This window comes from Lysinibacillus sp. NPDC056959, assembly GCF_042674095.1.
GTDB classification, from domain to species: domain Bacteria; phylum Bacillota; class Bacilli; order Bacillales_A; family Planococcaceae; genus Lysinibacillus; species Lysinibacillus zambalensis.
Map to the genome: position 1 here is coordinate 67,583 of NZ_JBHURE010000014.1, position 22,460 is coordinate 90,042.

The window sequence follows — 22,460 nt, forward strand, 5'->3', positions numbered from 1 at the left end:
AGCTGACAGGAGTCGTTTATTTCCTGGGAAATCTACTAAATTCCGAGTATTTCCTTTAAATCTGCGAGTTTATTTTTCGACAAAGGTACTATGGTCTTTTCATTGCTGTTTAGGGCTAGGCTGTAGCTATTGCGAGTCCACGTAATGATTTCCCGTACCTTTTGTAAGTTAACGATATAAGAGCGATGACTCCTAAAGAAGCCGAACGGTGTCAATTTTTGCTCAAGGTCGTTTAATGATAATGTACATGGATAAGTTTCACCTGCAACATATAGTGAAACAACACCTTCAACACTTTCAATATAATCGATTTCGGGAGGATTAAATAAAATGATTTTATCGTTCTTCTTTGTAGGTATTTTATCAAGTCGAATCGGTGCACTTTCAAAAGAGGGAGAAGCTGGTTCTGTCTCATCTTCTTTCACATCTAATGCATGTAAGCCCATTGCATCCAATCTATGTATTTCTGTACTCGAAACGATTAAATCCTCGAAATTGTTAGATAGTAAAACGACTGCTTTATTTTGCTTTTGAAGGACAGCCAATAACTGAATGGCTTTTTGTTTGGAAAACTCATCTAGATTTTGGAAAGGCTCTTCTAAAACTTGTATCGGTGCCTGATTAAGATATGTATGCATTAATTTTAAGCGTTGCTTTTCGCTATTTGAAAGCTTGCTAATTTTCATGCTTTTTTGCTCCATTAAAGCGAACAATGCTAATAGATCCTCCATGTTTTCAGAAGAAGCATTGAAAAGCTTTAAGCAAAAGTTGATGTATTCTCGAACCGTCAATCGCTCATACAAGGCATTTTCACGAAAATGTGTATATGTATTACTTTGCTTCGCAAACCACTGGATTAATGTATGTATTTTCGACACATCCGTATAGATGCCAATAATAATACCAGGCTGCATAGATAGGTGAAAGTTTGGATAAATTACATTTCCTCCTTCTATATAAGGGTCAATAATTATGCTTTCATTTTGGTCCATCGTGTAGTCCTCCTCGATGTTTAATTTCGAAAAATTGTGAGATTTCAGCCTGTGCCTGTAGATAACTTTTATAACAGTAGTTTGGATTATTGCAGTCCATAAAACCATGCAGACCTAGATATTGACTCGTATGAACAAGTGGTAATGTTTCGAGTGTTTCTTTTAATTCATGGACATTAAAACTTTTCTCATCTCTTGGAAAAATGACGAGTGTCGAGCAAGAGGGGATTACATCCAGGTATTGTCGAATGCGTGACCCATAAACGCAAACGATCCCTTGTAATGGTAATGTTGATAATCTCCAAGCTAATGTTGCACCTACGCTAAATCCGATTAACAGCACTTCGTCATAATATGATCTTGCCTCCATTACTTTTTCGGTTAGTTGTTCGAGTGGAGCATCAAAGCCAATTTCATTTATGAAATAATCATAAGCCTGCTGTTCTTGTTCGTATGGGAATATTCTATTGTCTGAATATAAAGGAATGCACTCAATAGTAGTGTTGGCGTTACTGTATGCCTCAGCTTGCATCTTTATAAAATCATTGACTCCATAAATCTCATGTAATATAAATACTTTCCTTTTCATTTTGACCTCATTTTGTTTTATCAAATAGTGTATCAAAAAGTAATCATATAGTATATTTTATAAAATTTTGGTATTCAATTTATTATTATTATTTGGTGATTGATAAATTTGCCTTACATAAAAAGTAAAAAATCCACGCAGACTTTTGTGGCTATTGATTTGACCACAGAAACCGGGGTGGATTTTTTGTTAATATAAGACTTTATTTTGAAACTTTAGACATAAAACCTTTCATTTCCATACTAAGCGTAGTAAGCTCATCAATAATTTCACTAAAGTCCTGAACAAGTTGTGTCTGTTCATTTGTGGCACCGTTTATTTGAGTCATGTTTTGCTTTAAATTTTCAAGATTATGATTGATGCTTCGAAGTGAGGATTCAATGTTATCAGTAGCAGTAGTTGTTTCGGTAGAAAGCTTGCGAACTTCTTGTGCGACTATATTAAATCCGGCACCATGCTGACCTGCTCGTGCTGCCTCAATCGATGCATTTAATCCGAGTAAATTGGTTTGACGAGAAATATTTTTAATTAAATCGGTGATACCATTTGTTTTTTCAGCATCCTCTAAAGCAAATTGTGTTTGCTTATTAATTTCCTCGCTAGTTGCAGCTAGCTCCTCCGAATGAGAGGCAATTGTATGTACTTTATCCTGTAGGTTATGGATAATGTCATTCATAGTAAGAATATATTTCTCCATTTGTAGCGAATGGTCAATAGGTATTCCAAAGGCTAGCGCGCCTACGATTCGTCCATTTTCACGAACGGGAAAAGAAAATGCGTTAAATTCCACACCATAAAATTCTTTTGGTACAGGTTCATCAGTGCTTTCTCCTTTAAGTGGAAGATGTAAAATTGCATCACCTGGGAGAATTTTTTGTCCAATTTTATAACCAGAATCTATCCGTTTCCCAGGTAAATAAGCAATAATACTCTCACTCTCTTTATCTACTAATCCAATCATGGACTCGCCCTTCATAGCTAAATGAATGTAGGGCAATGACGCTGATAATGCTTCAATAATATTCATAATAACCTCCTCAGTATATGTAAGCCCTATTAATTGAGCCCCATAATTTTGTTCTTCTAAAAACGTAATTTTTTGGAAAGTAGTACTTCTCTAATTGTATGAAAAAAGGAAGAGAATAAAAAGACTATCTTAATACCATTATCCTTTTAAATTGTACGAAATTAAGGTTTTATATGTTTCATTTATTTAAATAAGTTTTGGATTTTGCGTAGTGCTCTTTGCAAAACGAGGGGTTGATTTCCGTTCCGGCTGGGCGCTTTGTAGCTGCCGCTTCGCTTTCGCACAGTTAAAACATTTGTAGCTGCCGCTTCGCTTTCGCACAGTTAAAACATTTGTAGCTGCCGCTTTGCTTTCGCTACAGAAAACATTTGTAGCTGCCGCTTTGCTTTCGCTACAGAAAACATTTGTTGTTGCTGTCGCTACGCTTTCGCACAGAGCAAAGCTTCCTGGGGGCGTCGGGGCAACAGGATGTTGGTCACGAAGGCGTCAACACAGGATGTGATGCTTTTAGCCTTCGTTCCTCTATCGCTGATCCCCAAGGAGTCGCCCAGCCGTAACGAAGATCAATCACTTCGCCAAGCGTATATCTCCGGTAAGACATTCTAATTTATAGTAATAAAACTATATGTTTTTTGCGAAAGCAGGGGTACGCTCGCGTCACTGTTAAAAGTCTATTTGTTCAAATATCCGTGATAAGCCATAGCGTTCTTTTTTAAAACGTATAAAATTGATAAATCTTTCGCAAAGCTTAACATAGCTTTCTCTTTTTTGGACAACCTAAATTAGAAATAATAGCATGAGGTGATGATCATGAAAATAGAAAGGTCGTCCGAGTGGGAAGAAGGCTTTATCAATAAACTAAATCATCTTGAAAAGTGGGATAGCTGGACATTGTACAAGATGAATTATGACATTGTGAAAATGAAGTTAATTACTGATTTCACAGGTTTACAGGCGACAAAGTATTTACCGAATTTAAAGCCACTTACACACCAGTTGGAAGCGGCAGAAACAGTCATTGAACGTATGAATGGAAAGGCGATTCTAGCTGATGAGGTAGGTCTTGGTAAAACAATTGAAGCAGGTTTAATTTTAAAGGAATATCTGATTCGAGGACTCGTTAAAAGAGTGTTAATATTAGCTCCAGCATCTCTTATTAATCAGTGGATTGAAGAATTAAATATTAAATTCCACATTCCAGCAATAGCTTATAAAAAAAATGTGTCGATTGAGCGCTATGATGTCCTTATTATGAGTATGGATACAGCGAAGAAGAGTCCTCACAAAGAGCGCATTTATGAGCAGAATTACGACATGATTATTATCGATGAGGCGCATAAACTAAAAAATCATAAAACCCAAATTTATGAATTTGTACAAGGCTTAAAGAAAAAGTTTTGTTTATTATTAACGGCAACACCGATTCAAAACGATGTTTTTGAATTATTTTATCTTATTTCTTTACTTAAGCCTGGTCATCTTGGCAATTATGATACATTTCAATCTGCATTTTCGGCAAGTAAGCATGATTTAGAGCATAACGATTATTTAAAGGAATTAGTGAATCAGGTGATGGTGAGGAATAGGAGGGAGGACACGGGCATTGAGTGGACTAATCGCCGTGTTCAAATTGTCCCTATTCGATTTACGAAGGAAGAAGAGGAAGTTTATAATCTGCTCGGAACGCTTCAAAATACAGGCTCTTTTTCAATGATTACATTGCAGAAGGAAATGTGTAGTAGTAAAGAGGCAACAGCCTTGACGTTATCTAAAATGCTTGAAGACAATGCACAATCACAAGAAATTGAAGATATACTAGCAAAATTAATGGCATTAGAAGTGAATTCAAAGGCGAAAAAGACACTTGAAATAGTCGAACAGGCCAAGGATAAAGTGATTATTTTTACAGAGTATAGAGCTACTCAAATTTATTTGCAATGGTATTTACATTCTAACGGTATTACGAGTGTTCTGTTCAACGGTAAATATAATAAAAGCAAACGTGATTATATGAAGCATCTTTTTAAGGAACGGGCGCAGGTTCTAATTGCAACAGAGGCAGGCGGTGAGGGGATTAACCTTCAATTTTGTCATCATGTCATTAACTATGATTTGCCCTGGAACCCTATGAAGCTAGAGCAACGGATTGGTCGTGTGCATCGTTTAGGGCAAGAGCATGATGTTCATATTTATAATCTCGCTATAGCCAATACGATTGAAGAGAATATATTAGCATTACTTCATACGAAAATTGATGTTTTCGAAAAGGTAGTAGGCGACTTAGATGCGATTCTATCTAACTTTAAAGAATCTGTATAGTGTAAGGGAGAAGGACTATGTATCCACAGCAAGTTCATAGTTATTTACGAGAATTTTTTAATGAAAATGATTGCCCTATTTTAAGGGAAGATCAGCATTATCTCACGGTACAATTAACTGTTGATATTGATAAAAGAATAATGAATCGCCCTTTTTATTGGCAATACGTAGAAGCTACAAATACTGAGGCAAATCCAGCCCAAGTAACTTTCATTACAGATCAAACGGCATCAGCTGGGAGCCTTTATGGCGAAGCTATTCATTTCGGTTCTCCGAGAATGAACCAACTTTTTCAAGCAACGAGGGAGCTAGGAGCTTATGTTCAGCTTTTTGAGAAGGTGGATACCGCAATAGGGCAAGTTATCCTTACGCCATGGTTAGGTGTTAATTTTAAAGTGTCGTATTGCTGCGACCAAACGAAAGAAATGCTTTATTCATTTGGTATAAACTTGCTAACTGGGGTCATAAAAGAGGATTTTCAAGAAACGATATGTACATCCGATTTTGACACTGTTCCAGCAGATAATGCTTTTCATGTACAATTTATTATAAAGCCCCTTAGAGCACTTGAAAGATTAAATGCTACTATTGAAAAAATCATTGAACAAGATGATCATTCATGGGCTACTGAAGCCAAAAAACGATGGCAACGTGATCAGCGAGTACTCGATTATTTTTATGAAGAGGAAGATGACAAACCCGAATGCTATGATGTTGAAAAGAAGGCATTAGAGGAACAATACGATACAAAAATTAAAATAGAAATTATTAATGGTGGAATATTTTATCTTTATTAAACGAGGAGCTGTCCTATTAGGAGGGACAGCTCCTTGTCATTTAATCTTCTCCGAAAATACTTTGTAGTTGCGCCAATTTATTATCCCAAAATAAATCAAAGTACTGTAGCCAGTCTTTAATTTCTTTTAGTTTTTCGGCACGTAATGTGTATATTTTTTCTCGTCCCTTTTTTTGGGCAGAGACTAGCTCAGCTTGTTCTAAAATTTTTAAATGCTTTACGACAGCAGTTCGGCTAATAGAAAAATTCTCAGAAATAAGTGAGATCGGTTTATCACTTGAGGCAAGTAGCTGTAGGACATGACGTCTTGTTGGATCAGCAATTGCTTGAAAAACATCATACTTTACAGCAAGCGGTGTCATTGTGATTCCACAACTTCTTTTAATTTTTTGCCGATAAGCATTGTCCAGCCACCATCCATTGTTGTACGAATAGCTTCAGCAGGCATGTTAGCTTTAGGAATGATATGTGAAGCTTCTTTCCAGCCACCATGAGTTAATGTAAATTCTGTTTGCTCACCAATTTCCTTCAGTTCAAAAGTGACAAACCATCCATCTGTATCCCACGCAAAACGAACAAAATGTGGAGCATCTACTTGTTCTACTCGACATGGTGAAGGACCAAACGGTGATTGTATTGTAAATTCATGCCCTTCAACTGGCTTAAAATTGTTTGGCATAAGCCAAGAAGCAATCTTTTCAGCGTCTGTTACTGTTTCCCACACTTTTTCAATCGGTGCATTGAGTGTAACTGTTTTAACGATGTTCTCTAGTTTTTCAGTCATTTGAAATGAACTCCTTTATAAAAAAATATAACCATAAGGTGTTATGAATATATAACACCTTATGGTTGCATGTCAATTATAATTACTTTGGATAAATTTTCACATCACGTCTTTTGGTGTAATTGTACATATGTTAAAATTATTTTTATAATTTTCTGATTAAAAGGGAGGGTATTTAAAGTGGTGAACATGTCTGTCTTTTTATTAATGTGTATTTTATTAATTATTTTGCCTGGTCCGGATACGGCGATTGCAACAAAAAATACACTTACCGTAAGTAGAAAAGGGGGCTTACAGACTTTACTCGGTTCGTGCTGTGGATTATTGATTCATACATTTGCAGCGGTTATTGGACTTTCCGCGATTATTGTAAAGTCAGCATATGTATTTGCCATTTTAAAATACGTCGGAGCGGTCTATTTATGTTATTTAGGAATCAAAACTTTATGGGCATTACGAACAATACGTTCGCAGCCTCCTGTAGTGCAAGACGAGACCCAAATTGATCATAAATATTCGCAGCAATCATGCTTTAAGCAAGGCTTTTTAACGAACGTAACAAACCCGAAGGTGGCTGTATTTTTTCTCACATTTTTACCTCAGTTTGTAGATGGCAAGAGCGGTACATTTATACCGTTTCTTATTATGGGACTTATTTATACTGCGTTAACAGGATTTTGGTTTGTGTTTTATGTTTACTTATTGGATAAAATTAGCGCATTTATGAAAAAGCCAAGGACGAAAGCTGTAATCGAAGGATTGACAGGTGCAGTGTTAATTGGCTTTGGCATTAAATTGGCATTAGAAAAAGCCCATTAAGATTTTTATTGAAAAATCTATATACTAAAGTACGAGAGGATAAAGCTTTTTTAATTTTACAACCCCGTTCTAAATTTAGGACGGGGTTAAAAATATAGTTGTTTAAACCGAACTAAAAAAAATTAATTTCTTATTCTTATTTCCAATAAAGTGTATCCTTAAATTTCTCTGGCTTTTTTACATAGCTTTCTATAATAAATCCACAGTCTGTGCAAATAATGTATTCAACAACTGAACCTATACTAGGCTTATTATCTGGGTACATAACTGCAGACCCAGTTTGCTTACCTTTCCCTAACTCCTTCCCACCACATTTTGGACATTCTATTACTTTCGTAGAATTCTTCAACTTGAAACCCTCCTCTTATATATGTAAGCCAACTATTTTCCTGATATATCCATTATCTATTATTGTGAATAGTATGTATATTAGTTCCGTTAAATAAATATTTATCCCTTTCTATTTCGATAACGTTACATTGCTTGTACAAGCCATTCCTCTTCTTCAAAGCGTGAAGTGTCCTGTTCTACTTCAATTTTTCCATTGTGTTTGGTCCACATGTTTTTAAGAAGGAGGATAAGTAGAAAATGAGGAGAATCTATTACTAAATAGGGAATTTTGGAATATTTTTTATAACAAATTAGAATAAATAGGGGGTATCTATGTGGAGTTGCGAGATTTAAAAGCTTTTATGACCGTTGTTGAACATGGGAGTTTTTCAAAGGCAGCTAATGAATGCTTTATATCACAGCCTTCATTAAGCAAAAGCATTAAAAAGTTGGAGAATGCTCTTCATGTAGAGTTGTTAAACCGATCTACACGTAATATAGAATTAACAGACGCTGGTAGTATTGTTTATAAACAAGGACAAAAAATAATACGTTCTGTACACGATTTACATATATTATTGGATGATTTATCGAACATCAAAACAGGTACGATTAAATTAGGAATTCCGCCGCTAATCGGCACACTATTTTTCCCTGAAATTGCTCGAAAGTTTCATAAGCAATATCCTAAGGTGCATTTAGAGCTTGTGGAACGGGGAGCTAAAATGATCGGAACGTTAGTAGAGAATGGTGATGTTGATATGGGAATTGTCGTTATACCTACAGATGAAAGGAAATTTTCTGTCCAATCATTTGTGGAAGACCAATTTTTTGTCTTTATCAATGAGTCCCATCCTCTAGCTCAGCAAGAACATATTCGATTACAAGATTTAAAAAATGAAACATTCATTATCTTTACAGAGGAATTCACATTACATGATTATGTTATTAAATCATGTAAAAGTGTAGGGTTTACACCAATAATCGGCTATAAAAGCTCACAGTGGGATTTAATAGTGGAGCTAGTATCCTCGAACTTAGGAGTGACACTTTTACCATATTCAATTGCCGCAAAGCAGACGAACAGAAATGTAAAAATTGTTCCGTTACTTAACTTTGACATGCCATGGCGTTTAGGCGTTATTACGAAGAAAAATACTTATCAATCCTTTGCATTAAAGCAACTACTCCATACAATACGTTCTGAAAATTGATTTATGCACTTTTAGAATAAATAGTATTCTAATTTATTCCTTTACTTATAAAACGATAGTAAGGTAGAATTTTTCTTAATAAACGAGAAATTTTAGGGGGTTTCGATATGGGGAAGGGGAAAGTGTGGGATTCGTTTGAGGAGGCCATCGTCGATATTAAAGATGGAGATACGTTAGCAGTAGGGGGCTTCGGGCTATGTGGAATCCCTGAAAAATCTATTGCATCGCTAGTCCAAAAGGGAACAAAGGACTTAACGGTCATAAGCAATAACTGCGGTGTGGATGATTGGGGTTTAGGTCTTTTATTAGCAAATAAACAAATCAAAAAAATGATTGCATCCTATGTAGGTGAAAATAAAATTTTTGAGCAGCAATTTTTAAGCGGGGAGCTTGAAGTAGAATTGACACCACAAGGTACGTTAGCGGAGCGCATGCGAGCTGGCGGAGCTGGGATTCCGGGTTTTTACACAGCTACTGGAGTCGGAACACCAATCGCTGAGGGGAAAGAAGTAAAGGTTTTTGATGGCAAGGAATATATTTTAGAAAAAGGTATTGTCGCAGACTTTGCACTAGTCAAAGCATGGAAGGCGGACAAGCTTGGCAATTTAGTTTTCAGAAAAACATCACGTAACTTCAATCCACTAGCTGCAATGGCAGGAAAAATTACGATTGCAGAAGTAGAAGAAATTGTTGAAGTTGGAGAGCTAGATCCAGATCATATTCATACACCTGGTGTGTTCGTGCAGCGAGTTTTACTAGGTGGCAATTATGAGAAGCGTATTGAGCGTTTGACGGTAAAAAGGGGGGATTCGTGATGGTTGATACAAGACAAAGAATAGTAAATAGAGCAGTAAAAGAAATACAGAATGGCATGAACGTCAATTTAGGTATTGGTATTCCAACGCTAGTAGCCAATGCAATTCCATCTGATTATGACGTCCTTTTACAATCAGAAAACGGGCTTCTTGGCATTGGTCCATATCCAGCAGAAGACGTGGTCGATCCTGATTTAATTAATGCAGGTAAAGAAACGGTCACTGCAGTTCCAGGTGCCTCCTTCTTCGACAGTGCCGAATCATTTGCCATGATTCGTGGAGGCCATATCGATCTGGCTATTTTAGGTGGCATGGAAGTATCTGAAACGGGGGACCTTGCGAACTGGATGATTCCAGGGAAAATGGTGAAAGGTATGGGAGGCGCCATGGACCTTGTAGTCGGGGCGAAAAGAGTAGTCGTCGTGATGGAGCATGTCAATAAAAACGGTGAGTCAAAAATAAAAAAACAATGTGAGCTACCGTTAACCGGAAAAGGCGTTGTGCATAGATTAATTACAGATTTGGCTGTTTTCGATTTTACAGATGAAGGGATGCAGCTTATAGAACTAGCAGAGGGTGTCGCGTTAGAGGAAGTAAAAGAGAAGACCGCTGCTTCTTTTAGTGTTGCTTTAACTTCTTTCAGCAAATGTCTCCCACCTCTATAGATGGTGAGATGAATGCGGATTTAAGCTACTTTTCGGTAGATGTCCAAACACCCGCTGAAAGAAGTTAAAGCCTCCGGCAGATGTCACGGAATCGGAAAGGAGTGCTTAGGGGATGTTAGCCTAAGATCATCGCATCCATGCGATAACGGCGAACTGACCTGCATCGGTAAAAACGCCACGTCCTGTGGCATTACCGAAATGACCGACATCGTGTCGGCCCTCGTGCAGGCCTAAGCACAAAGCCGATTCCAGACGCAATTATGCCAAGGCATAATTGATCATCATAAATTAAATGAAACCAGTTCTTTGATAGAGCTGGTTATTTTTTTATTAGGAGTAACAATAAATGGATATACATGAGCTGGAGCGCGATATTAAAAAGCGATTTAGAGATAGGTCTATAAAAGAGAGACCGTTCATTGTTGCGATTGATGGATTAGGTGGTGCAGGCAAGTCCACTGTAGCTAACAAACTGGCGGAGGAGCTACAATCGATTTGTGCTGTAGAATTAATCCATATCGATAATTACATCGTAGAAAGCAGTAAACGTTATGATACTGGCCATGCAGAATGGTATGAATACTATTATTTACAATGGGATGTTGAATTAATTAAAAATAGTATGTTGTTACCTTTGCATAAAAACAAGTTACAATTCCAACTCCCATTTTATAATCAATCATCAGATACCGTTAACGATAGAAAAATAAAGTTAGAAACGAATAGTATTCTTATGATTGAGGGAGTATTCCTTTTAAGACATGAATGGAAGAACTTTTATGATTATCGTTTATTTCTAGACATCCCTCGAACAGTTCGAGAGGAAAGAGTGTTACAAAGGGATACCTATCTTGGCGATTTTCAAGAACGACTAAATAAGTATCAAAGAAGATATTGGCCAGCTGAGGAATATTATTTAGAAAAAGAAAATCCATTAGCAGCTGCAGATAAAATTTGTGATTCGTTAAAGTAGAATTTTCGCTTCGCGGGTATTTACATGGATTTCGCGGGTATTTGTCTCCAATTCGCGGGTAATTCAATCAACTTCGCGGGTATTTTGCCTTCAAGCGCGGGTATTTCTGAAGAGCATGAACGTTGATTTTGATTTTTCAGACTATTGGCTGTTCTCTAGCTCTATTTTGCTAGTATACAATGATGGAAAAGGAGAAAATTAACTATGAGACAACAATGGTCAGATGAATTACAGGTGGCGCAGGTACGTGTAGCAAGACCGACTGATAAAATAAAGGAAATTGAAAAATTTTATTGCGAAGGCGTAGGATTAGAAAAAATAGGCTCTTTTTCAGGACATCGAGGCTACACTGGCATCATGATTGGTCTTCCGAATGCTAGCTATCATTTAGAATTTATAGAGCATATTGAAGGGAGCCCTTGCCCAGCACCAACAAAGGATAATTTGCTCGTACTGTATATTCCAAAGCGTGCAACCATACAGCGTATCGCCGAACGCTTATTGCAAATGGGCTATCCTGAGGTGGAGCCAGAAAATACATATTGGGCTGAAAAAGGCGTCACAATTGAAGATCCCGATGGCTGGCGTCTAGTATTAATGAGCACAGAGGGGATGTAAATTCTTTTCAGCAAATGTTTTAAGTACCGAAAGCAAAGCGGCAGGTACAAATGTTTCACCTTGCATACCCTGTGTGGTATTAAAATGTTGCCTTTAATAGGGAAGGAAAGAATAGGCGTTTGATAGGAAATTTATTACAAAAACCTTTAGTTGAAGCAATTAAAAAGATACCCCCTTGTGTATACGTGAGGGGGTATCTTGTCATTGAAATGCTCTATTGTCCTAAAGAAGCCTCTTGATGATAATGAGTAGCAGTAGATTCAATATCTAGCTGGGTATAGTTTGCCCAATTAGTCTTTTTAAAATCTTCCTCACTAAAGTAAATATTTAATAGTTCATTCATAGATTTGTTCCCATTTGGTTCTGTTAATGGAGCAGACCAACTAATAGATGGAGTTTTAACACTAGGTAGCTTAGACAGCTCTGCAAATATTTTAGTGGAATCCTTTAGCATTTGATTTTTCATACCTTTTTTTACATCAGTATCCTGTATAGAGATTGATACGGTGCCATTCTTTTCTTCCACAGTGAATTTATTTTTAACGATAGCTCCTACTATATCTTCAACTGAAGTATTTTTATCTTTATCGACAGCAACTTCCTTTGGAGCAGTATTTTTCCCGCAAGCTGATAATAAAAGTGTGGCTAGTAAAAATAAATAAAATAACTTTTTCAATGTAATAACCTCCCTTGTTACTACCATATATGCGCAAAATGGAGGGGAATTATACAAAAAGAAGATAGCTTTTTTCAAGATTAACATGGAGTTACATCCTCGTTTTAAGTGCGGTTCACGATAAAGGTCAGAAAAAACAATTGGAGGTATTCAAAAATGAACTTTTCAGAGTTTAAAAACTGTCTTTTGACAATAAGCGAAATCATTTATTTTGATCACAATGAGTATCTTCGTGAAAAAACTTCTAATCCGTTTAGATTAAAAGAAATGATAGACATTGCTGAAAATTTACTTGTAAATACAAAGAGTGAAGATGAGAAATATTTTCTAATGGGAACGCTGGGGAATTTATATAGAATTTACGGAGAACCACAAAAAGCCATTAATATTTTATCGGAATGCATTATAATTGCCTGCGACCAGAACGATAGCAATCGAGAAATCGTGTCATTAATACGCCTAGGGGAGGCAATTAAATTTAATGGTAATCCAATGGAAGCATTAGAAATCTTCAACGATGTTTTAGATAAATGTAAGGCAAACAATAATTTGTTATATGTGGACTTTGCCATGCAACATAGAGGAAAGTGTTTGTTAGAATTAGGAGAAATTGCAGAGGCAGAAAAATGCTTTAAAGAAACATTAAAGTTAAGAGAATTTAAAGGTGATGTATCACTTATTAAATCTACCCGACAAGCATTGAATTTTATAAAAAAATGAACAACTAAGTATCTGCCGTAAAAGATCACATATTTTTATAAAATAAATTGAAGGATTTATGAGTGATAATTTATCTTCATAAGTTCATTTAAATCAGTATAATTTGCATTAATTTTACAAAACCTTGTAGTAAGCGGAGACCATCAGACATGATGGTCTTTATTTATAAAGCAATCGTGTAAGCGTATACACTTTTCGTAGAGTTTTTTTCTTTTAACTATTGAATTGCTACTAAAAACAATGGTATAGTGAAGTTATTTGTCTGACGTCTAACTACATACTTTCAGTTTAACATTTATGGCTGTTATTTAAGTGTCAATAACGGAGCATAATGAGCAAAAAATGTCTTTGTAGTTTCGGATATCTAAATCCTAAAAATTATCAATATTGGAGGAACTCATGAATTACTTAATATCCATTTGTGGATTGCTACTTGTTTTTGTTTTAGCTCTGTTAATGAGTAAAAACAGAAAAGAAATAAAATATAAAAACATAATTATTATGTTGATCATCCAATTTTTATTTGCAGCATTACTGTTAAATACAAAGTTTGGTTATGTTCTAATTAAAGGATTTACAAAAGTATTTGATCAATTATTGTCTTACGCAAGTACGGGCATAACTTTTGTTTTTGGTGGTTTAGCAAATGAAGGGGAGTATTCTTTCTTCTTAAATGTGTTATTACCAATTGTATTTATATCTGCATTGATAGGGATCTTACAGCATTTTAAAATTCTTCCTTTCTTCATGAAATGGATAGGTTTACTTTTAAGTAAAGTAAATGGCATGGGGAAATTGGAATCATATAATGCTGTTGCGTCTGCAATGGTAGGTCAATCTGAAGTATTCATTACTGTAAAAAAGCAATTAGATAAAATTAATCCACAGCGTATGTATACATTATGCGCATCGGCAATGTCGACCGTTTCTATGTCTGTTGTTGGTGCATATATGACGATGATTGAACCGAAATATGTTGTAACGGCAATCGTATTGAACTTGTTTGGCGGATTTATTATTGTTTCAATTATTAATCCGTATACAGTAGAAGAAAGCGAAGATATTTTAAAAATTGAAAATGAGCATAAGCAAACTTTCTTCCAAATGCTTGGAGAATATATCATGGATGGCTTTAAAGTAGCTATCATTGTTGGAGCTATGCTAATCGGTTTCGTAGCATTAATGGATTTAATCAATTCACTATTTGATATGATTTTAGGTATATCCTTCCAAGACATTTTAGGTTATATCTTTGCACCAATTGCTTTCCTAATGGGTGTACCTTGGGCGGAGGCTATTACTGCCGGAGGAATTATGGCGACTAAATTAGTAACGAATGAATTTGTTGCAATGACAAGCCTTGGAGAAGCAGCGAAGTCTATGAGTGCACATACAGTAGGTATTATTTCAGTCTTCCTTGTATCCTTTGCAAACTTTGCATCTATCGGTATTATTGCTGGAGCGGTAAAAGGTTTGAACGTAAGACAAGGGGATATAGTTGCTCGTTTTGGTTTAAAGTTGTTGTATGGAGCAACACTCGTTAGTATTTTAACGGCTACAATTGTAGGTTTCGTAATTTAATAAAAGTTGAACTGCACTCCAATGGATAGACACATCTATTGGGGGGCAGTTTTTTTAATGATTAAAGTGCGTGATTATTGCAATCGTGGAAGATCGGTCCAACAACATGAGGTATTTTAATTTCTGCCATTACGAGTACTGCTGTAAATCTGATAAAGAGGTTATTCGGCCGTTAGAGATATGTACATTCCATTTACCAGAAGATACGTATTCTTGGGTTAAAATGTGGGACTACGGTGATAAAGTGCTAAGTATCTTAGTTATACCTGAGAGAGATGAATAACGTAGTTGGGCATAACAACGCCTATTCAAGTCTACTGTTTATTGTCTTAGTGACTTTGACCGTTTAACACCCTCTTGGAGATAGTTAGATCATTAAGATAAAATGAAAAATGTTTATTTGGAGTAAATGTGAAAAAGAAGTAGCTGCATAAAATATAACACCAATACCTAAGAACATTAACATTCTGTTGAACTCTCTTAACTCATAGGATCCTTTTTTGAACTCTTTGTAACCTCTGGTCATCATAAGCACCCCGCCAATAAATAACACGGCACACGCGATATAGGAAACGATGTTCGCTCCTTCGACTTTACCTATTTCAATGGCTAGTCCCGCTATACAGTATATAAAAGCCGCCAATATATAAAGGGTTTTTTCCTTTTTCTCTACTTTTCGTACTTTTCTTCTTTTCTTTTTATACATACTAGGCACCTCTATGAAATAAGTTAAATTACGCTTAATTATACTATTCCATTAGACCTTGCCAGTAAACCAAAATATAACATACCCTTAGAAGTGACCTCAAGATTGCTATTGTAAAAAAGGACAGTCAAAATGAATAAGGGATAATCCATACTTAATTTGGAGGATAAACGGATTGATAACCAAAGCTGGAATAATAGAACAACCATATTCAGGGCAATTCTAAGAGAGAATTCAGCGGATTAACGAAGGTAGACCAACTGGCCCATCACCTTAAATTAAGGTGTATTTTGTTCCAAGTTAATCTCATTTTAATTTTTTGCACACGAATGAAAATCACATAAAAAAATCACCCTCCTATGAAGAAGGGTGATTCGTTCAAAAGCCTTGTGGCTGTATGATTAAATTAAAAAGCCGCGTATGCCGTAGTTATTATAGAAAGTTTTAAACCACCACTCCTCAAAGTGGGTGTTCGCAGAAGCTTTCCTGCTTATCCTCATGCACCATGGTGTGAGGCCCGTCATTCCAACTCCAATAATAAAACTCCCTTTTACAGCTTAAAGGTTAAAACTTAATATTGTACGAACAATGCAGCCTTTAAGGATATAATAAGGCATGTTAAACAAACTTGCAAGTAAGATGGTTTGTACAAAAAAGTCAATGGGCGAGTGTCCCAATTCAAACGTTTTCAAAATGATATATCTCCAAAAACATGAAACCGATTCATACTTTATTCACAAATGCGAACGAAAAATACGAACAACCTTTACTTAGTAGGGCGGAGTATGTAAGATAAAGGGGCATATATAGGGTTTACCTAGAAAAAAGTATAGGGAGGAAGCAGAAATGGCAGCTTATCCAAATTGTCCGAAATGTAATTCTGAATACACATATGAGGATGGAACGAACTTTGTATGTCCAGAATGCGCACATGAGTGGAGTACTGATGGAACGGAGCAGGAGGCAGATACGCTAATCGTAAAGGATGCTAATGGCAATCTACTTGCGGACGGCGATTCAGTTACAGTTATTAAGGATTTAAAGGTTAAGGGTAGTTCTTCAACATTAAAAATTGGGACAAAGGTGAAAAGCATTCGTCTCGTTGAAGGCGATCACAATATTGATTGTAAAATCGATGGCTTTGGTGCAATGAAATTAAAGTCAGAGTTTGTAAAAAAAGCATAATTACTGAAAAAAGAGTCGTGAAATGAAGCGTTCCAACTTAATGTTGGAAGGCCATTCTAAATCGACTCTTTTTTATTTTTATTCAGTAAGTGTCTAAATATCAATTGTGTGGGCACAATTCATAATCCAGACGCAATTACAACAAGGTAAAATTAATTTTAATAAAAATCGGTAATTACTGTAACATTTAGGAAAGATATACGTTTTGCTTGGGAAAAACGAAATGAGGGGAGAGGGCATGGACAGACAGCGGAAAAACGAGCTAGAGCAACTTTATGAGAAATACGCGAAATCGTTATATTATTTTCTGCTGAAGATGTCTGGATCAGTACATATAGCGGAAGATTTAGTTCAAGAAACATTTGTGCGAGCCACGGTATCGTTGTCGTTTTATAAAGAAGAGGATGTGAGAGCATGGTTATTCAAAGTAGCACGGAACACGTACCTAGATGAATGGCGCAAGCAAAAGAGACGAAGGACAATTCCGTTCGCACACTTATTTTGGAAAGATGAAATGCTAAGTCCATATGGGTTACCAACATATATCGCAAGCAGAGGAAATAACAAATAATGTGAAGGAAAGCCAACGTTGGATGCTAGGGAATATGGAAAAACTTTTAAATGAAAAGAAAAGCTATTACGAAGGATTTCTAGGTTTAAGTCATTTACAAGAACGCTATGATTATATAAAAAAGAATGGATTTCAAGCTTATGGCGCTGTTGTAACAGGGCCGACAAAGCAACTATGGATGCTTCAAGATTTAGAAGGTATTTCTAATGTAATGCTAGGGGATGTTGAACTTATGAACGGGTATAATTGGTGATGAAAGAAGTTGTCTCAAATACTTGAGACAACTTCTTTCTGTAAGGTGGAACATTATCTTTTAAACTTCCGAAATAAAATAGCAAAAGCAGCACCGATTAGTGCGAAAATAGTATGTAAAAGTGCTATATAGCTAGCTCCAATCAACAGTGTACCGATTTCTGCAAAAGAGTAGTAGGTGACATAGAGTGGGTTATTGATATTGTCAATAATAGCCCATACAAAAACAGGTACAGAGCTGATGGCAAAAACAATCCAAATATTTTTGTAAAAGAAATAAGTTAGACAGCCGAAAATTGCGTATGATACAACAAAGCTTGTTTGATTGCCAAGTAAGGAAGAGTTAATGGCAAACATAAAGGATAGTACGATAAAAACAAGATGGAAAAATGTTACTGTTTTTTTCATAAGTAAAGGATTTCCTAGTGCTTGCTTTGAAGTAGCTAGCTGCCGACAATGCTCACAATTAGCTAAATGGTGTTCGACAAATTGAATAGTAGTTGCTTGGATCGCTTGTTTTTTATACAAAGGTAATAAATCCTCTACAATTGAACATTCCTGTGACAAAAGCTTCCCTCCAATCGCTCCTTTCTATTATACGACTTTTTGGAGGAAATAAAAAAAGCCTTCCGCGAGTTCATTCGTTCGGAAAACTTGTACATGCACCTATTTAATTTGATGTTAACACTTCATTTGTCAAAGCTTGAATATCAATATGTGTTTTTTCTTTCACAGCATCCTTCAGGATCTCAGTACGGAAATAGTGAACCGTAGCTTCGAGTGGAATAGCTAAAAGCTTGGAAAGAGCGGATTGATACATATACACAAATTCTTTATCTGTGTTTCCGCGTTTTAGCTCCGCAAAGGCTTCATAAAATTGGTCAAGCTTATCAGCAAACTCGAGGAGGCGACCTTCTATAGTGCCGTCTTTACCTTCTTTCATGCGCTCAATAAAGACAGCTTGAAACTCTTGCGGAATCTCGTCAATAATGAATTTTTCCATCATTTTTTCTTCCACATGTGCAAGCATTTTTTTTAGCTCGGGGCTTGCGTGCTTTACCGGAGTTTTAATATCGCCGATAAATACTTCAGCAAAGTCGTGATTGATGGTTTTTTCATATAGTGATTTCCAATTAATGGCAGCTCCGTTCATTTCCTCAAGAGTGGCAAAGAACATCGCATACTGTGATACCTTCCAAGAGTGAGCAGCCACATTGTGCTCTTCAAATTTGAAGCGTCCAGGGCATCGAATAATACGCTCTAAATCATTAAGACTTGTAAAAAATTGATGAATACCTATAAAAATCACTCCTTTTTGTTCTATATGTGCATGTTACTATAATCCATACCCTCTTTGTGCAAATTTCAAACAACTTTACAATGATTCAATTTGCGTTTACAAAGGATTCACAATTGGCGATAAAGCGCACTTGTGTTGAATGCTATAATGAGGGGGAATGAATCAATTATGTGTCCGCATAATTGCGTCCGGAATCGGCTTTGTGCTAGCACAAGGAAATCCTTTTCGATTCCGTGAAAAGGGGAGTACGCAACATGATTTCAATTTATACAATTCTTCTTTACATACATATTTTAAGTGCTGTTCTTTCGATTGGGCCTTTGTTCGTTGTTCTAACAATTGTTAAGAAAATGCGTACAGCGTCTCATGTTGAAATGTCACCTTATATTGAGGCATTTAAAGGAGCAATTACGATCGTCAAGCATTCGGGGCATGTTCTTGTTGCATCCGGTATTTTATTAATGTGGCATGCCGGCTATCATTGGAGTACCTCGTGGATTGTTCTTACATTCCTCGTGATGTTTGCCTCCATTGTTTTTTTAGCAAGAGCGTTCAAACCAACATTACAGACATTCAATACACCTGCCTATGAACAACAAAAATTTGCTTCATTACTACATCGCAAAGCATGGATGTACATTTTGTTATTGCTAATTATGCTATGGCTAATGGTAGCAAAACCTGTGCTTTGGTAAAGAATAAAAATCGCACCATAAGTTTTTTTAATGTTGCTGCCGCTACGTTTCACTGCGCTTTCGCGCAAAAAACATCTGTTGGCTGAAGTTTCGTTTTGCAGAAGTGCCATCCTTTATTTCATTGACCCAAATTGTTTTTCAACAATATGAAAAATTCGCACCCTGAGAGGAGTGCGAATTTTTTTCATCAATTGCTAAGCAAGCGTTTGAAATAACTTTTCCGAATAAATATATAACTACCGAAGAACAGGGCAAAGTAGCATATAGAGCTTACTATAGAGACTTGTAAAAATGCTGTTGAAACCATTGCTCGCATGGCAAAAAGGGTAGCGAATAACATCGTAATGGCTATCGCGAATGGTACAAATATAAGGATTGCCAGCTCTTTAGACACCACAGTGAATAACTCTTTTTTAGATAGACCAAGTTTCCGTATGCCTATATACTTTTCTTTTTCCTGCAGAAGTGTCGTTTGTAAATAAAAGTAGAGTATGCTCATAGCTGCACTTAAGAAAATCAAACTCAACATAGAGCCGATAAAGAACATAACACTTTTTGTAAACATCTCTGCGTCATACAATTCGATTTTTGACGTTACATAACGTTCCTCAAATATATGTGGGAAATCCTCAATAATTTTTTTCGCCAGCTCTGTATGTGCTGTCCAATTGTCTAGCTCAAATAAATAGGTTTTGTAGACAGGATATTCGATGCTGTTATAAATTTCATCAGGCACAATAAAATACGTTTGTTGGAAACCTGTTGATAATAGATTTTTTTCATTTACAGATACAAGCTTAAATTGCTTTAGATATTTGTCATCACTCCTATTAGTAATAGGATATGTTTGACGATTACCAGCAACTGCTATAAATTCATTTGCACCTAAGCTAATCTTTTCATTGTGTAATAAGTTATAATCGGAAACTGACATATAACCGAGTCGTTGGTTTTCAATCGATTTAAACTCAATAAAAAATTTTTGTGAATCCACTGTAGATAATTGTTTTTCAATACTTTCAATATCCGCTGCTACCTTACTTGGATCAGCCTTAGGAGGGGCGATATACTGAAAACTGTATGGATAATTCGCCTCACTATCTTTTTCAACATTATAGTAAGAACTAAATAAAATGCTTGTACATAAAAATACACCGCTTAATAAAATAGTGATTAAAAATAGTATATTTGCATGTGATTTCATTTTTGCATTGAGATTGGAAGCCAGTAACATATTCGTTTGTTTCATATAGGCTGACGACCTCTCAAAAGCTTTTAGCAGGAAGCGCATTCCTTGTGAGATGATTAGATAAATTGTAGAAAGAGCACTCACGAAAAACGCTCCATAGAAAAGAAGACCGAGACTACCTACGATGTCATGTTCTATTTTTAAAAAATAGCCTAAACCAACGGAAAACATAATGCTAATGAATAATAAAAGATAAAGTGATTTTATCGGCTTTTCGATGATAGTATCACTTTTTAAAAGCTGAATTGATGCTTCTTTATTAATAAATCTTGTCATTATTTTTGAGATAACAACAAATAATACAAGGAATAAACCAATAGTTAAAACGATTGCTTTAATCGGAATATACATACCGAAAGTTTCTGCTTTTAAAACAACCTTGGTGCCCATTAAGAAGAGCGGTGCAATGACAAGCCCAAGAACAATTGCAGTAATAATTGCCATTACACCAATAAGAATATTTTCTCGAAATACTAGTGTACGAATTTGTTTCATGGATGCACCAGTAATCATAAAGATGCCTAGTGTTTTTGTTTTCTTTTTCAAAAACGACATAATCGAGTACGCAATGAAGATAAATGAAAATAAATAGACGAGCATACTTGCTAACATTAATGAAATGCCAAGTGTTGAATCTGGAGCTAAACTATTAAGACTTGGGTGAAAAGCAATGACTGTAAATAAAAAGAAAATAATGATAGAAAACATACTGCTAAGGAAATACGAAACATAAGTCCATTTATCACGTAAAATGTTTTGTACAACGATATGATTAAAGCTCATGCTGTCCACCACCTAAAAAAGCAAGTGTGTCCATGATTTCCTGGTAAAATTGTTTACGATTATGACCGCGATGAATTTCGTTATATAATTTACCATCTTTAATAAATATAATACGATTGGCGAAGCTTGCTACATAAGGATCATGTGTCACCATTAAAATAGAAGTTTTCAGTTCCGTATGAATCGAACTAAATAAGTGCATGACATCGTTTACTGCTTTTGAATCGAGATTCCCTGTAGGTTCATCTGCCAACAATAAACTTGGCTCATGAATAACCGCACGAGCAATAGCTACACGTTGTTTTTGCCCACCAGAAATTTCATATATTCGTTTTGGCAGAAGCTCTTCAATTCCAAGAAATTGAGATACATGTTGAAGTCGTTGCTGCATTTTATCGGCAGGTAAACTATCTAAAGTTAACGGTAATAAAATATTTTCTTTCACCGTTAGCGTGTGGACAAGATTAAAATCTTGAAAGACAAAACCTAATTCCGAACGACGGAACTTTGCAAGTTCCTCATCATCTAAAGAATAAGGATTTCTATTATTTATAAGAATTGCGCCAGCAGTAGGGCGATCGATTGTTGATACGCTATTTAAAAAAGTAGTTTTCCCACTACCTGAAGGCCCCATAACGGCTACGAATGCATTCTCACTAAGCTGAAAATCTATGCCATTCAACGCCTTGTATGTGATTTCCCCGATATATTCTTTCTGCAAATTGGTCACTTGTAGGATTGAGCTTCCCATTTTTGAACAACTCCCTTACTTCGATTGAATAGCTTAAGTATAAAGAAGGA

General features: G+C 35.9%; 26 protein-coding genes and 1 other RNA gene. 14 read left to right on the forward strand and 13 right to left on the reverse strand.

The genetic code is table 11. The features are described 5' to 3' along the window. Positions 1-35 precede the first annotated feature (35 nt). From ACFTQ7_RS16000 to ACFTQ7_RS16010, 3 genes are all read right to left on the reverse strand, one after another. Entirely contained in the window at positions 36-992 is a 957-nt protein-coding gene (locus ACFTQ7_RS16000; protein ID WP_386829902.1) for a LytTR family transcriptional regulator DNA-binding domain-containing protein, read from the reverse strand. Further along, positions 979-1,617 carry a dienelactone hydrolase family protein gene (locus tag ACFTQ7_RS16005; RefSeq protein WP_386829903.1) on the reverse strand — a complete coding sequence of 213 codons (639 nt, stop codon included), beginning with the start codon at positions 1,615-1,617 and terminating at the stop codon, positions 979-981. Before ACFTQ7_RS16005 ends, ACFTQ7_RS16000 begins: the two co-directional genes overlap by 14 nt. A gap of 166 nt (positions 1,618-1,783) precedes the next feature. After that, positions 1,784-2,608, reverse strand: a complete 825-nt coding sequence (locus ACFTQ7_RS16010) for a methyl-accepting chemotaxis protein (RefSeq protein ID WP_386829904.1) — start codon at positions 2,606-2,608, stop codon at positions 1,784-1,786. 804 nt (positions 2,609-3,412) lie between these two features. On the opposite strand from ACFTQ7_RS16010, the gene ACFTQ7_RS16015 reads away from it, so the two are divergent. Both ACFTQ7_RS16015 and ACFTQ7_RS16020 read left to right on the forward strand, forming a co-directional pair. Beyond that, positions 3,413-4,927: a DEAD/DEAH box helicase gene (locus ACFTQ7_RS16015; protein ID WP_386829905.1), complete on the forward strand. Its 1,515-nt coding sequence runs from the start codon at positions 3,413-3,415 to the stop codon at positions 4,925-4,927. 17 nt (positions 4,928-4,944) lie between these two features. Then, the gene (locus ACFTQ7_RS16020) at positions 4,945-5,724 is read left to right on the forward strand and encodes a YqhG family protein (protein ID WP_386829906.1); all 780 of its coding nucleotides are present in this window, start codon (positions 4,945-4,947) and stop codon (positions 5,722-5,724) included. 40 nt (positions 5,725-5,764) lie between these two features. Here the strand turns inward: ACFTQ7_RS16020 and ACFTQ7_RS16025 are convergent, their stop codons facing one another. Both ACFTQ7_RS16025 and ACFTQ7_RS16030 read right to left on the reverse strand, forming a co-directional pair. After that, complete coding sequence (locus ACFTQ7_RS16025; protein ID WP_386829907.1) at positions 5,765-6,085, reverse strand: ArsR/SmtB family transcription factor; 321 nt, start codon at positions 6,083-6,085, stop codon at positions 5,765-5,767. Continuing rightward, complete coding sequence (locus ACFTQ7_RS16030; protein ID WP_079563037.1) at positions 6,082-6,507, reverse strand: SRPBCC family protein; 426 nt, start codon at positions 6,505-6,507, stop codon at positions 6,082-6,084. The genes ACFTQ7_RS16025 and ACFTQ7_RS16030 overlap by 4 nt, the downstream gene beginning before the upstream one ends. 180 nt (positions 6,508-6,687) lie before the next feature. On the opposite strand from ACFTQ7_RS16030, the gene ACFTQ7_RS16035 reads away from it, so the two are divergent. After that, positions 6,688-7,326, forward strand: a complete 639-nt coding sequence (locus ACFTQ7_RS16035; protein ID WP_386829908.1) for a LysE family translocator — start codon at positions 6,688-6,690, stop codon at positions 7,324-7,326. A gap of 136 nt (positions 7,327-7,462) precedes the next feature. On the opposite strand, the gene ACFTQ7_RS16040 is transcribed toward ACFTQ7_RS16035, so the two are convergent. Next, on the reverse strand, positions 7,463-7,675 hold the full coding sequence (locus ACFTQ7_RS16040) for a transcription initiation factor TFIIIB (RefSeq protein WP_386829909.1): 213 nt from the start codon (positions 7,673-7,675) through the stop codon (positions 7,463-7,465). 316 nt (positions 7,676-7,991) lie between these two features. Here ACFTQ7_RS16040 and ACFTQ7_RS16045 point away from each other — a divergent pair, with 316 nt between their 5' ends. The 5 genes from ACFTQ7_RS16045 (at position 7,992) to ACFTQ7_RS16065 (ending at position 11,941) form a co-directional block, all read left to right on the forward strand. Next, positions 7,992-8,870, forward strand: coding sequence for a LysR family transcriptional regulator (locus tag ACFTQ7_RS16045; protein WP_386829910.1), 879 nt, complete (start codon positions 7,992-7,994; stop codon positions 8,868-8,870). Between the two features lie 107 nt (positions 8,871-8,977). Beyond that, the gene (locus tag ACFTQ7_RS16050; RefSeq protein WP_386829911.1) at positions 8,978-9,685 is read left to right on the forward strand and encodes a CoA transferase subunit A; all 708 of its coding nucleotides are present in this window, start codon (positions 8,978-8,980) and stop codon (positions 9,683-9,685) included. Then, positions 9,685-10,350, forward strand: a complete 666-nt coding sequence (locus tag ACFTQ7_RS16055; RefSeq protein ID WP_386829912.1) for a 3-oxoacid CoA-transferase subunit B — start codon at positions 9,685-9,687, stop codon at positions 10,348-10,350. The genes ACFTQ7_RS16050 and ACFTQ7_RS16055 overlap by 1 nt, the downstream gene beginning before the upstream one ends. Before the next feature lie 346 nt (positions 10,351-10,696). Next, positions 10,697-11,323 carry a nucleoside/nucleotide kinase family protein gene (locus tag ACFTQ7_RS16060; RefSeq protein WP_386829913.1) on the forward strand — a complete coding sequence of 209 codons (627 nt, stop codon included), beginning with the start codon at positions 10,697-10,699 and terminating at the stop codon, positions 11,321-11,323. Positions 11,324-11,527: 204 nt separating this feature from the next. After that, positions 11,528-11,941: a VOC family protein gene (locus tag ACFTQ7_RS16065; RefSeq protein ID WP_386829914.1), complete on the forward strand. Its 414-nt coding sequence runs from the start codon at positions 11,528-11,530 to the stop codon at positions 11,939-11,941. A gap of 214 nt (positions 11,942-12,155) precedes the next feature. Here the strand turns inward: ACFTQ7_RS16065 and ACFTQ7_RS16070 are convergent, their stop codons facing one another. Further along, the gene (locus tag ACFTQ7_RS16070) at positions 12,156-12,617 is read right to left on the reverse strand and encodes a hypothetical protein (protein WP_349661830.1); all 462 of its coding nucleotides are present in this window, start codon (positions 12,615-12,617) and stop codon (positions 12,156-12,158) included. 156 nt (positions 12,618-12,773) lie between these two features. Here ACFTQ7_RS16070 and ACFTQ7_RS16075 point away from each other — a divergent pair, with 156 nt between their 5' ends. Continuing rightward, positions 12,774-13,337 (forward strand): hypothetical protein, encoded by a 564-nt coding sequence (locus ACFTQ7_RS16075; protein WP_386829915.1) that lies wholly within the window; start codon positions 12,774-12,776, stop codon positions 13,335-13,337. Positions 13,338-13,736: 399 nt separating this feature from the next. Beyond that, a complete protein-coding gene (locus ACFTQ7_RS16080; RefSeq protein ID WP_349661828.1) occupies positions 13,737-14,918 on the forward strand; it encodes a NupC/NupG family nucleoside CNT transporter in 1,182 nt (393 codons plus the stop codon). Positions 14,919-15,285: 367 nt separating this feature from the next. On the opposite strand, the gene ACFTQ7_RS16085 is transcribed toward ACFTQ7_RS16080, so the two are convergent. Both ACFTQ7_RS16085 and ssrS read right to left on the reverse strand, forming a co-directional pair. Continuing rightward, positions 15,286-15,624 (reverse strand): hypothetical protein, encoded by a 339-nt coding sequence (locus tag ACFTQ7_RS16085; RefSeq protein ID WP_386829916.1) that lies wholly within the window; start codon positions 15,622-15,624, stop codon positions 15,286-15,288. A 407-nt stretch (positions 15,625-16,031) separates the two neighbouring features. Beyond that, a non-coding RNA gene (ssrS, locus tag ACFTQ7_RS16090) (6S RNA) lies at positions 16,032-16,224 on the reverse strand. A gap of 246 nt (positions 16,225-16,470) precedes the next feature. Here ssrS and ACFTQ7_RS16095 point away from each other — a divergent pair. From ACFTQ7_RS16095 to ACFTQ7_RS16105, 3 genes are all read left to right on the forward strand, one after another. Beyond that, a complete protein-coding gene (locus ACFTQ7_RS16095; protein ID WP_079563050.1) occupies positions 16,471-16,809 on the forward strand; it encodes a zinc ribbon domain-containing protein YjdM in 339 nt (112 codons plus the stop codon). A gap of 238 nt (positions 16,810-17,047) precedes the next feature. Beyond that, positions 17,048-17,380: a sigma-70 family RNA polymerase sigma factor gene (locus tag ACFTQ7_RS16100; protein WP_386829917.1), complete on the forward strand. Its 333-nt coding sequence runs from the start codon at positions 17,048-17,050 to the stop codon at positions 17,378-17,380. A gap of 34 nt (positions 17,381-17,414) precedes the next feature. Then, positions 17,415-17,633, forward strand: coding sequence for an anti sigma factor C-terminal domain-containing protein (locus ACFTQ7_RS16105; RefSeq protein ID WP_386829918.1), 219 nt, complete (start codon positions 17,415-17,417; stop codon positions 17,631-17,633). 53 nt (positions 17,634-17,686) lie between these two features. Here the strand turns inward: ACFTQ7_RS16105 and ACFTQ7_RS16110 are convergent, their stop codons facing one another. Both ACFTQ7_RS16110 and ACFTQ7_RS16115 read right to left on the reverse strand, forming a co-directional pair. Continuing rightward, positions 17,687-18,199 (reverse strand): zf-HC2 domain-containing protein, encoded by a 513-nt coding sequence (locus tag ACFTQ7_RS16110; RefSeq protein ID WP_386829919.1) that lies wholly within the window; start codon positions 18,197-18,199, stop codon positions 17,687-17,689. Positions 18,200-18,302: 103 nt separating this feature from the next. Beyond that, positions 18,303-18,941 (reverse strand): YfbR-like 5'-deoxynucleotidase, encoded by a 639-nt coding sequence (locus tag ACFTQ7_RS16115; protein ID WP_386829920.1) that lies wholly within the window; start codon positions 18,939-18,941, stop codon positions 18,303-18,305. Between the two features lie 245 nt (positions 18,942-19,186). Here ACFTQ7_RS16115 and ACFTQ7_RS16120 point away from each other — a divergent pair, with 245 nt between their 5' ends. Further along, positions 19,187-19,627: a hypothetical protein gene (locus ACFTQ7_RS16120; protein ID WP_386829921.1), complete on the forward strand. Its 441-nt coding sequence runs from the start codon at positions 19,187-19,189 to the stop codon at positions 19,625-19,627. A gap of 187 nt (positions 19,628-19,814) precedes the next feature. Here the strand turns inward: ACFTQ7_RS16120 and ACFTQ7_RS16125 are convergent, their stop codons facing one another. Both ACFTQ7_RS16125 and ACFTQ7_RS16130 read right to left on the reverse strand, forming a co-directional pair. After that, positions 19,815-21,659 carry an FtsX-like permease family protein gene (locus tag ACFTQ7_RS16125; protein ID WP_386829922.1) on the reverse strand — a complete coding sequence of 615 codons (1,845 nt, stop codon included), beginning with the start codon at positions 21,657-21,659 and terminating at the stop codon, positions 19,815-19,817. Continuing rightward, on the reverse strand, positions 21,649-22,410 hold the full coding sequence (locus ACFTQ7_RS16130; RefSeq protein ID WP_386829923.1) for an ABC transporter ATP-binding protein: 762 nt from the start codon (positions 22,408-22,410) through the stop codon (positions 21,649-21,651). The genes ACFTQ7_RS16125 and ACFTQ7_RS16130 overlap by 11 nt, the downstream gene beginning before the upstream one ends. Positions 22,411-22,460: the final 50 nt, after the last annotated feature.

Bases quoted from the DNA above. Each gene is read 5' to 3' on its own strand.
- ACFTQ7_RS16125 (WP_386829922.1), bottom strand. From the start codon at position 21,659: ATGAGCTTTAATCATATCGTTGTACAAAACATTTTACGTGATAAATGG.
- ACFTQ7_RS16065 (WP_386829914.1), top strand. From the start codon at position 11,528: ATGAGACAACAATGGTCAGATGAATTACAGGTGGCGCAGGTACGTGTA.
- ACFTQ7_RS16100 (WP_386829917.1), top strand. From the start codon at position 17,048: ATGGACAGACAGCGGAAAAACGAGCTAGAGCAACTTTATGAGAAATAC.
- ACFTQ7_RS16085 (WP_386829916.1), bottom strand. From the start codon at position 15,624: ATGTATAAAAAGAAAAGAAGAAAAGTACGAAAAGTAGAGAAAAAGGAA.
- ACFTQ7_RS16075 (WP_386829915.1), top strand. From the start codon at position 12,774: ATGAACTTTTCAGAGTTTAAAAACTGTCTTTTGACAATAAGCGAAATC.
- ACFTQ7_RS16060 (WP_386829913.1), top strand. From the start codon at position 10,697: ATGGATATACATGAGCTGGAGCGCGATATTAAAAAGCGATTTAGAGAT.
- ACFTQ7_RS16055 (WP_386829912.1), top strand. From the start codon at position 9,685: ATGGTTGATACAAGACAAAGAATAGTAAATAGAGCAGTAAAAGAAATA.
- ACFTQ7_RS16010 (WP_386829904.1), bottom strand. From the start codon at position 2,608: ATGAATATTATTGAAGCATTATCAGCGTCATTGCCCTACATTCATTTA.
- ACFTQ7_RS16130 (WP_386829923.1), bottom strand. From the start codon at position 22,410: ATGGGAAGCTCAATCCTACAAGTGACCAATTTGCAGAAAGAATATATC.
- ACFTQ7_RS16000 (WP_386829902.1), bottom strand. From the start codon at position 992: ATGGACCAAAATGAAAGCATAATTATTGACCCTTATATAGAAGGAGGA.
- ACFTQ7_RS16015 (WP_386829905.1), top strand. From the start codon at position 3,413: ATGATCATGAAAATAGAAAGGTCGTCCGAGTGGGAAGAAGGCTTTATC.
- ACFTQ7_RS16020 (WP_386829906.1), top strand. From the start codon at position 4,945: ATGTATCCACAGCAAGTTCATAGTTATTTACGAGAATTTTTTAATGAA.
- ACFTQ7_RS16105 (WP_386829918.1), top strand. From the start codon at position 17,415: ATGGAAAAACTTTTAAATGAAAAGAAAAGCTATTACGAAGGATTTCTA.
- ACFTQ7_RS16025 (WP_386829907.1), bottom strand. From the start codon at position 6,085: ATGACACCGCTTGCTGTAAAGTATGATGTTTTTCAAGCAATTGCTGAT.
- ACFTQ7_RS16050 (WP_386829911.1), top strand. From the start codon at position 8,978: ATGGGGAAGGGGAAAGTGTGGGATTCGTTTGAGGAGGCCATCGTCGAT.
- ACFTQ7_RS16095 (WP_079563050.1), top strand. From the start codon at position 16,471: ATGGCAGCTTATCCAAATTGTCCGAAATGTAATTCTGAATACACATAT.
- ACFTQ7_RS16080 (WP_349661828.1), top strand. From the start codon at position 13,737: ATGAATTACTTAATATCCATTTGTGGATTGCTACTTGTTTTTGTTTTA.
- ACFTQ7_RS16120 (WP_386829921.1), top strand. From the start codon at position 19,187: ATGATTTCAATTTATACAATTCTTCTTTACATACATATTTTAAGTGCT.
- ACFTQ7_RS16030 (WP_079563037.1), bottom strand. From the start codon at position 6,507: ATGACTGAAAAACTAGAGAACATCGTTAAAACAGTTACACTCAATGCA.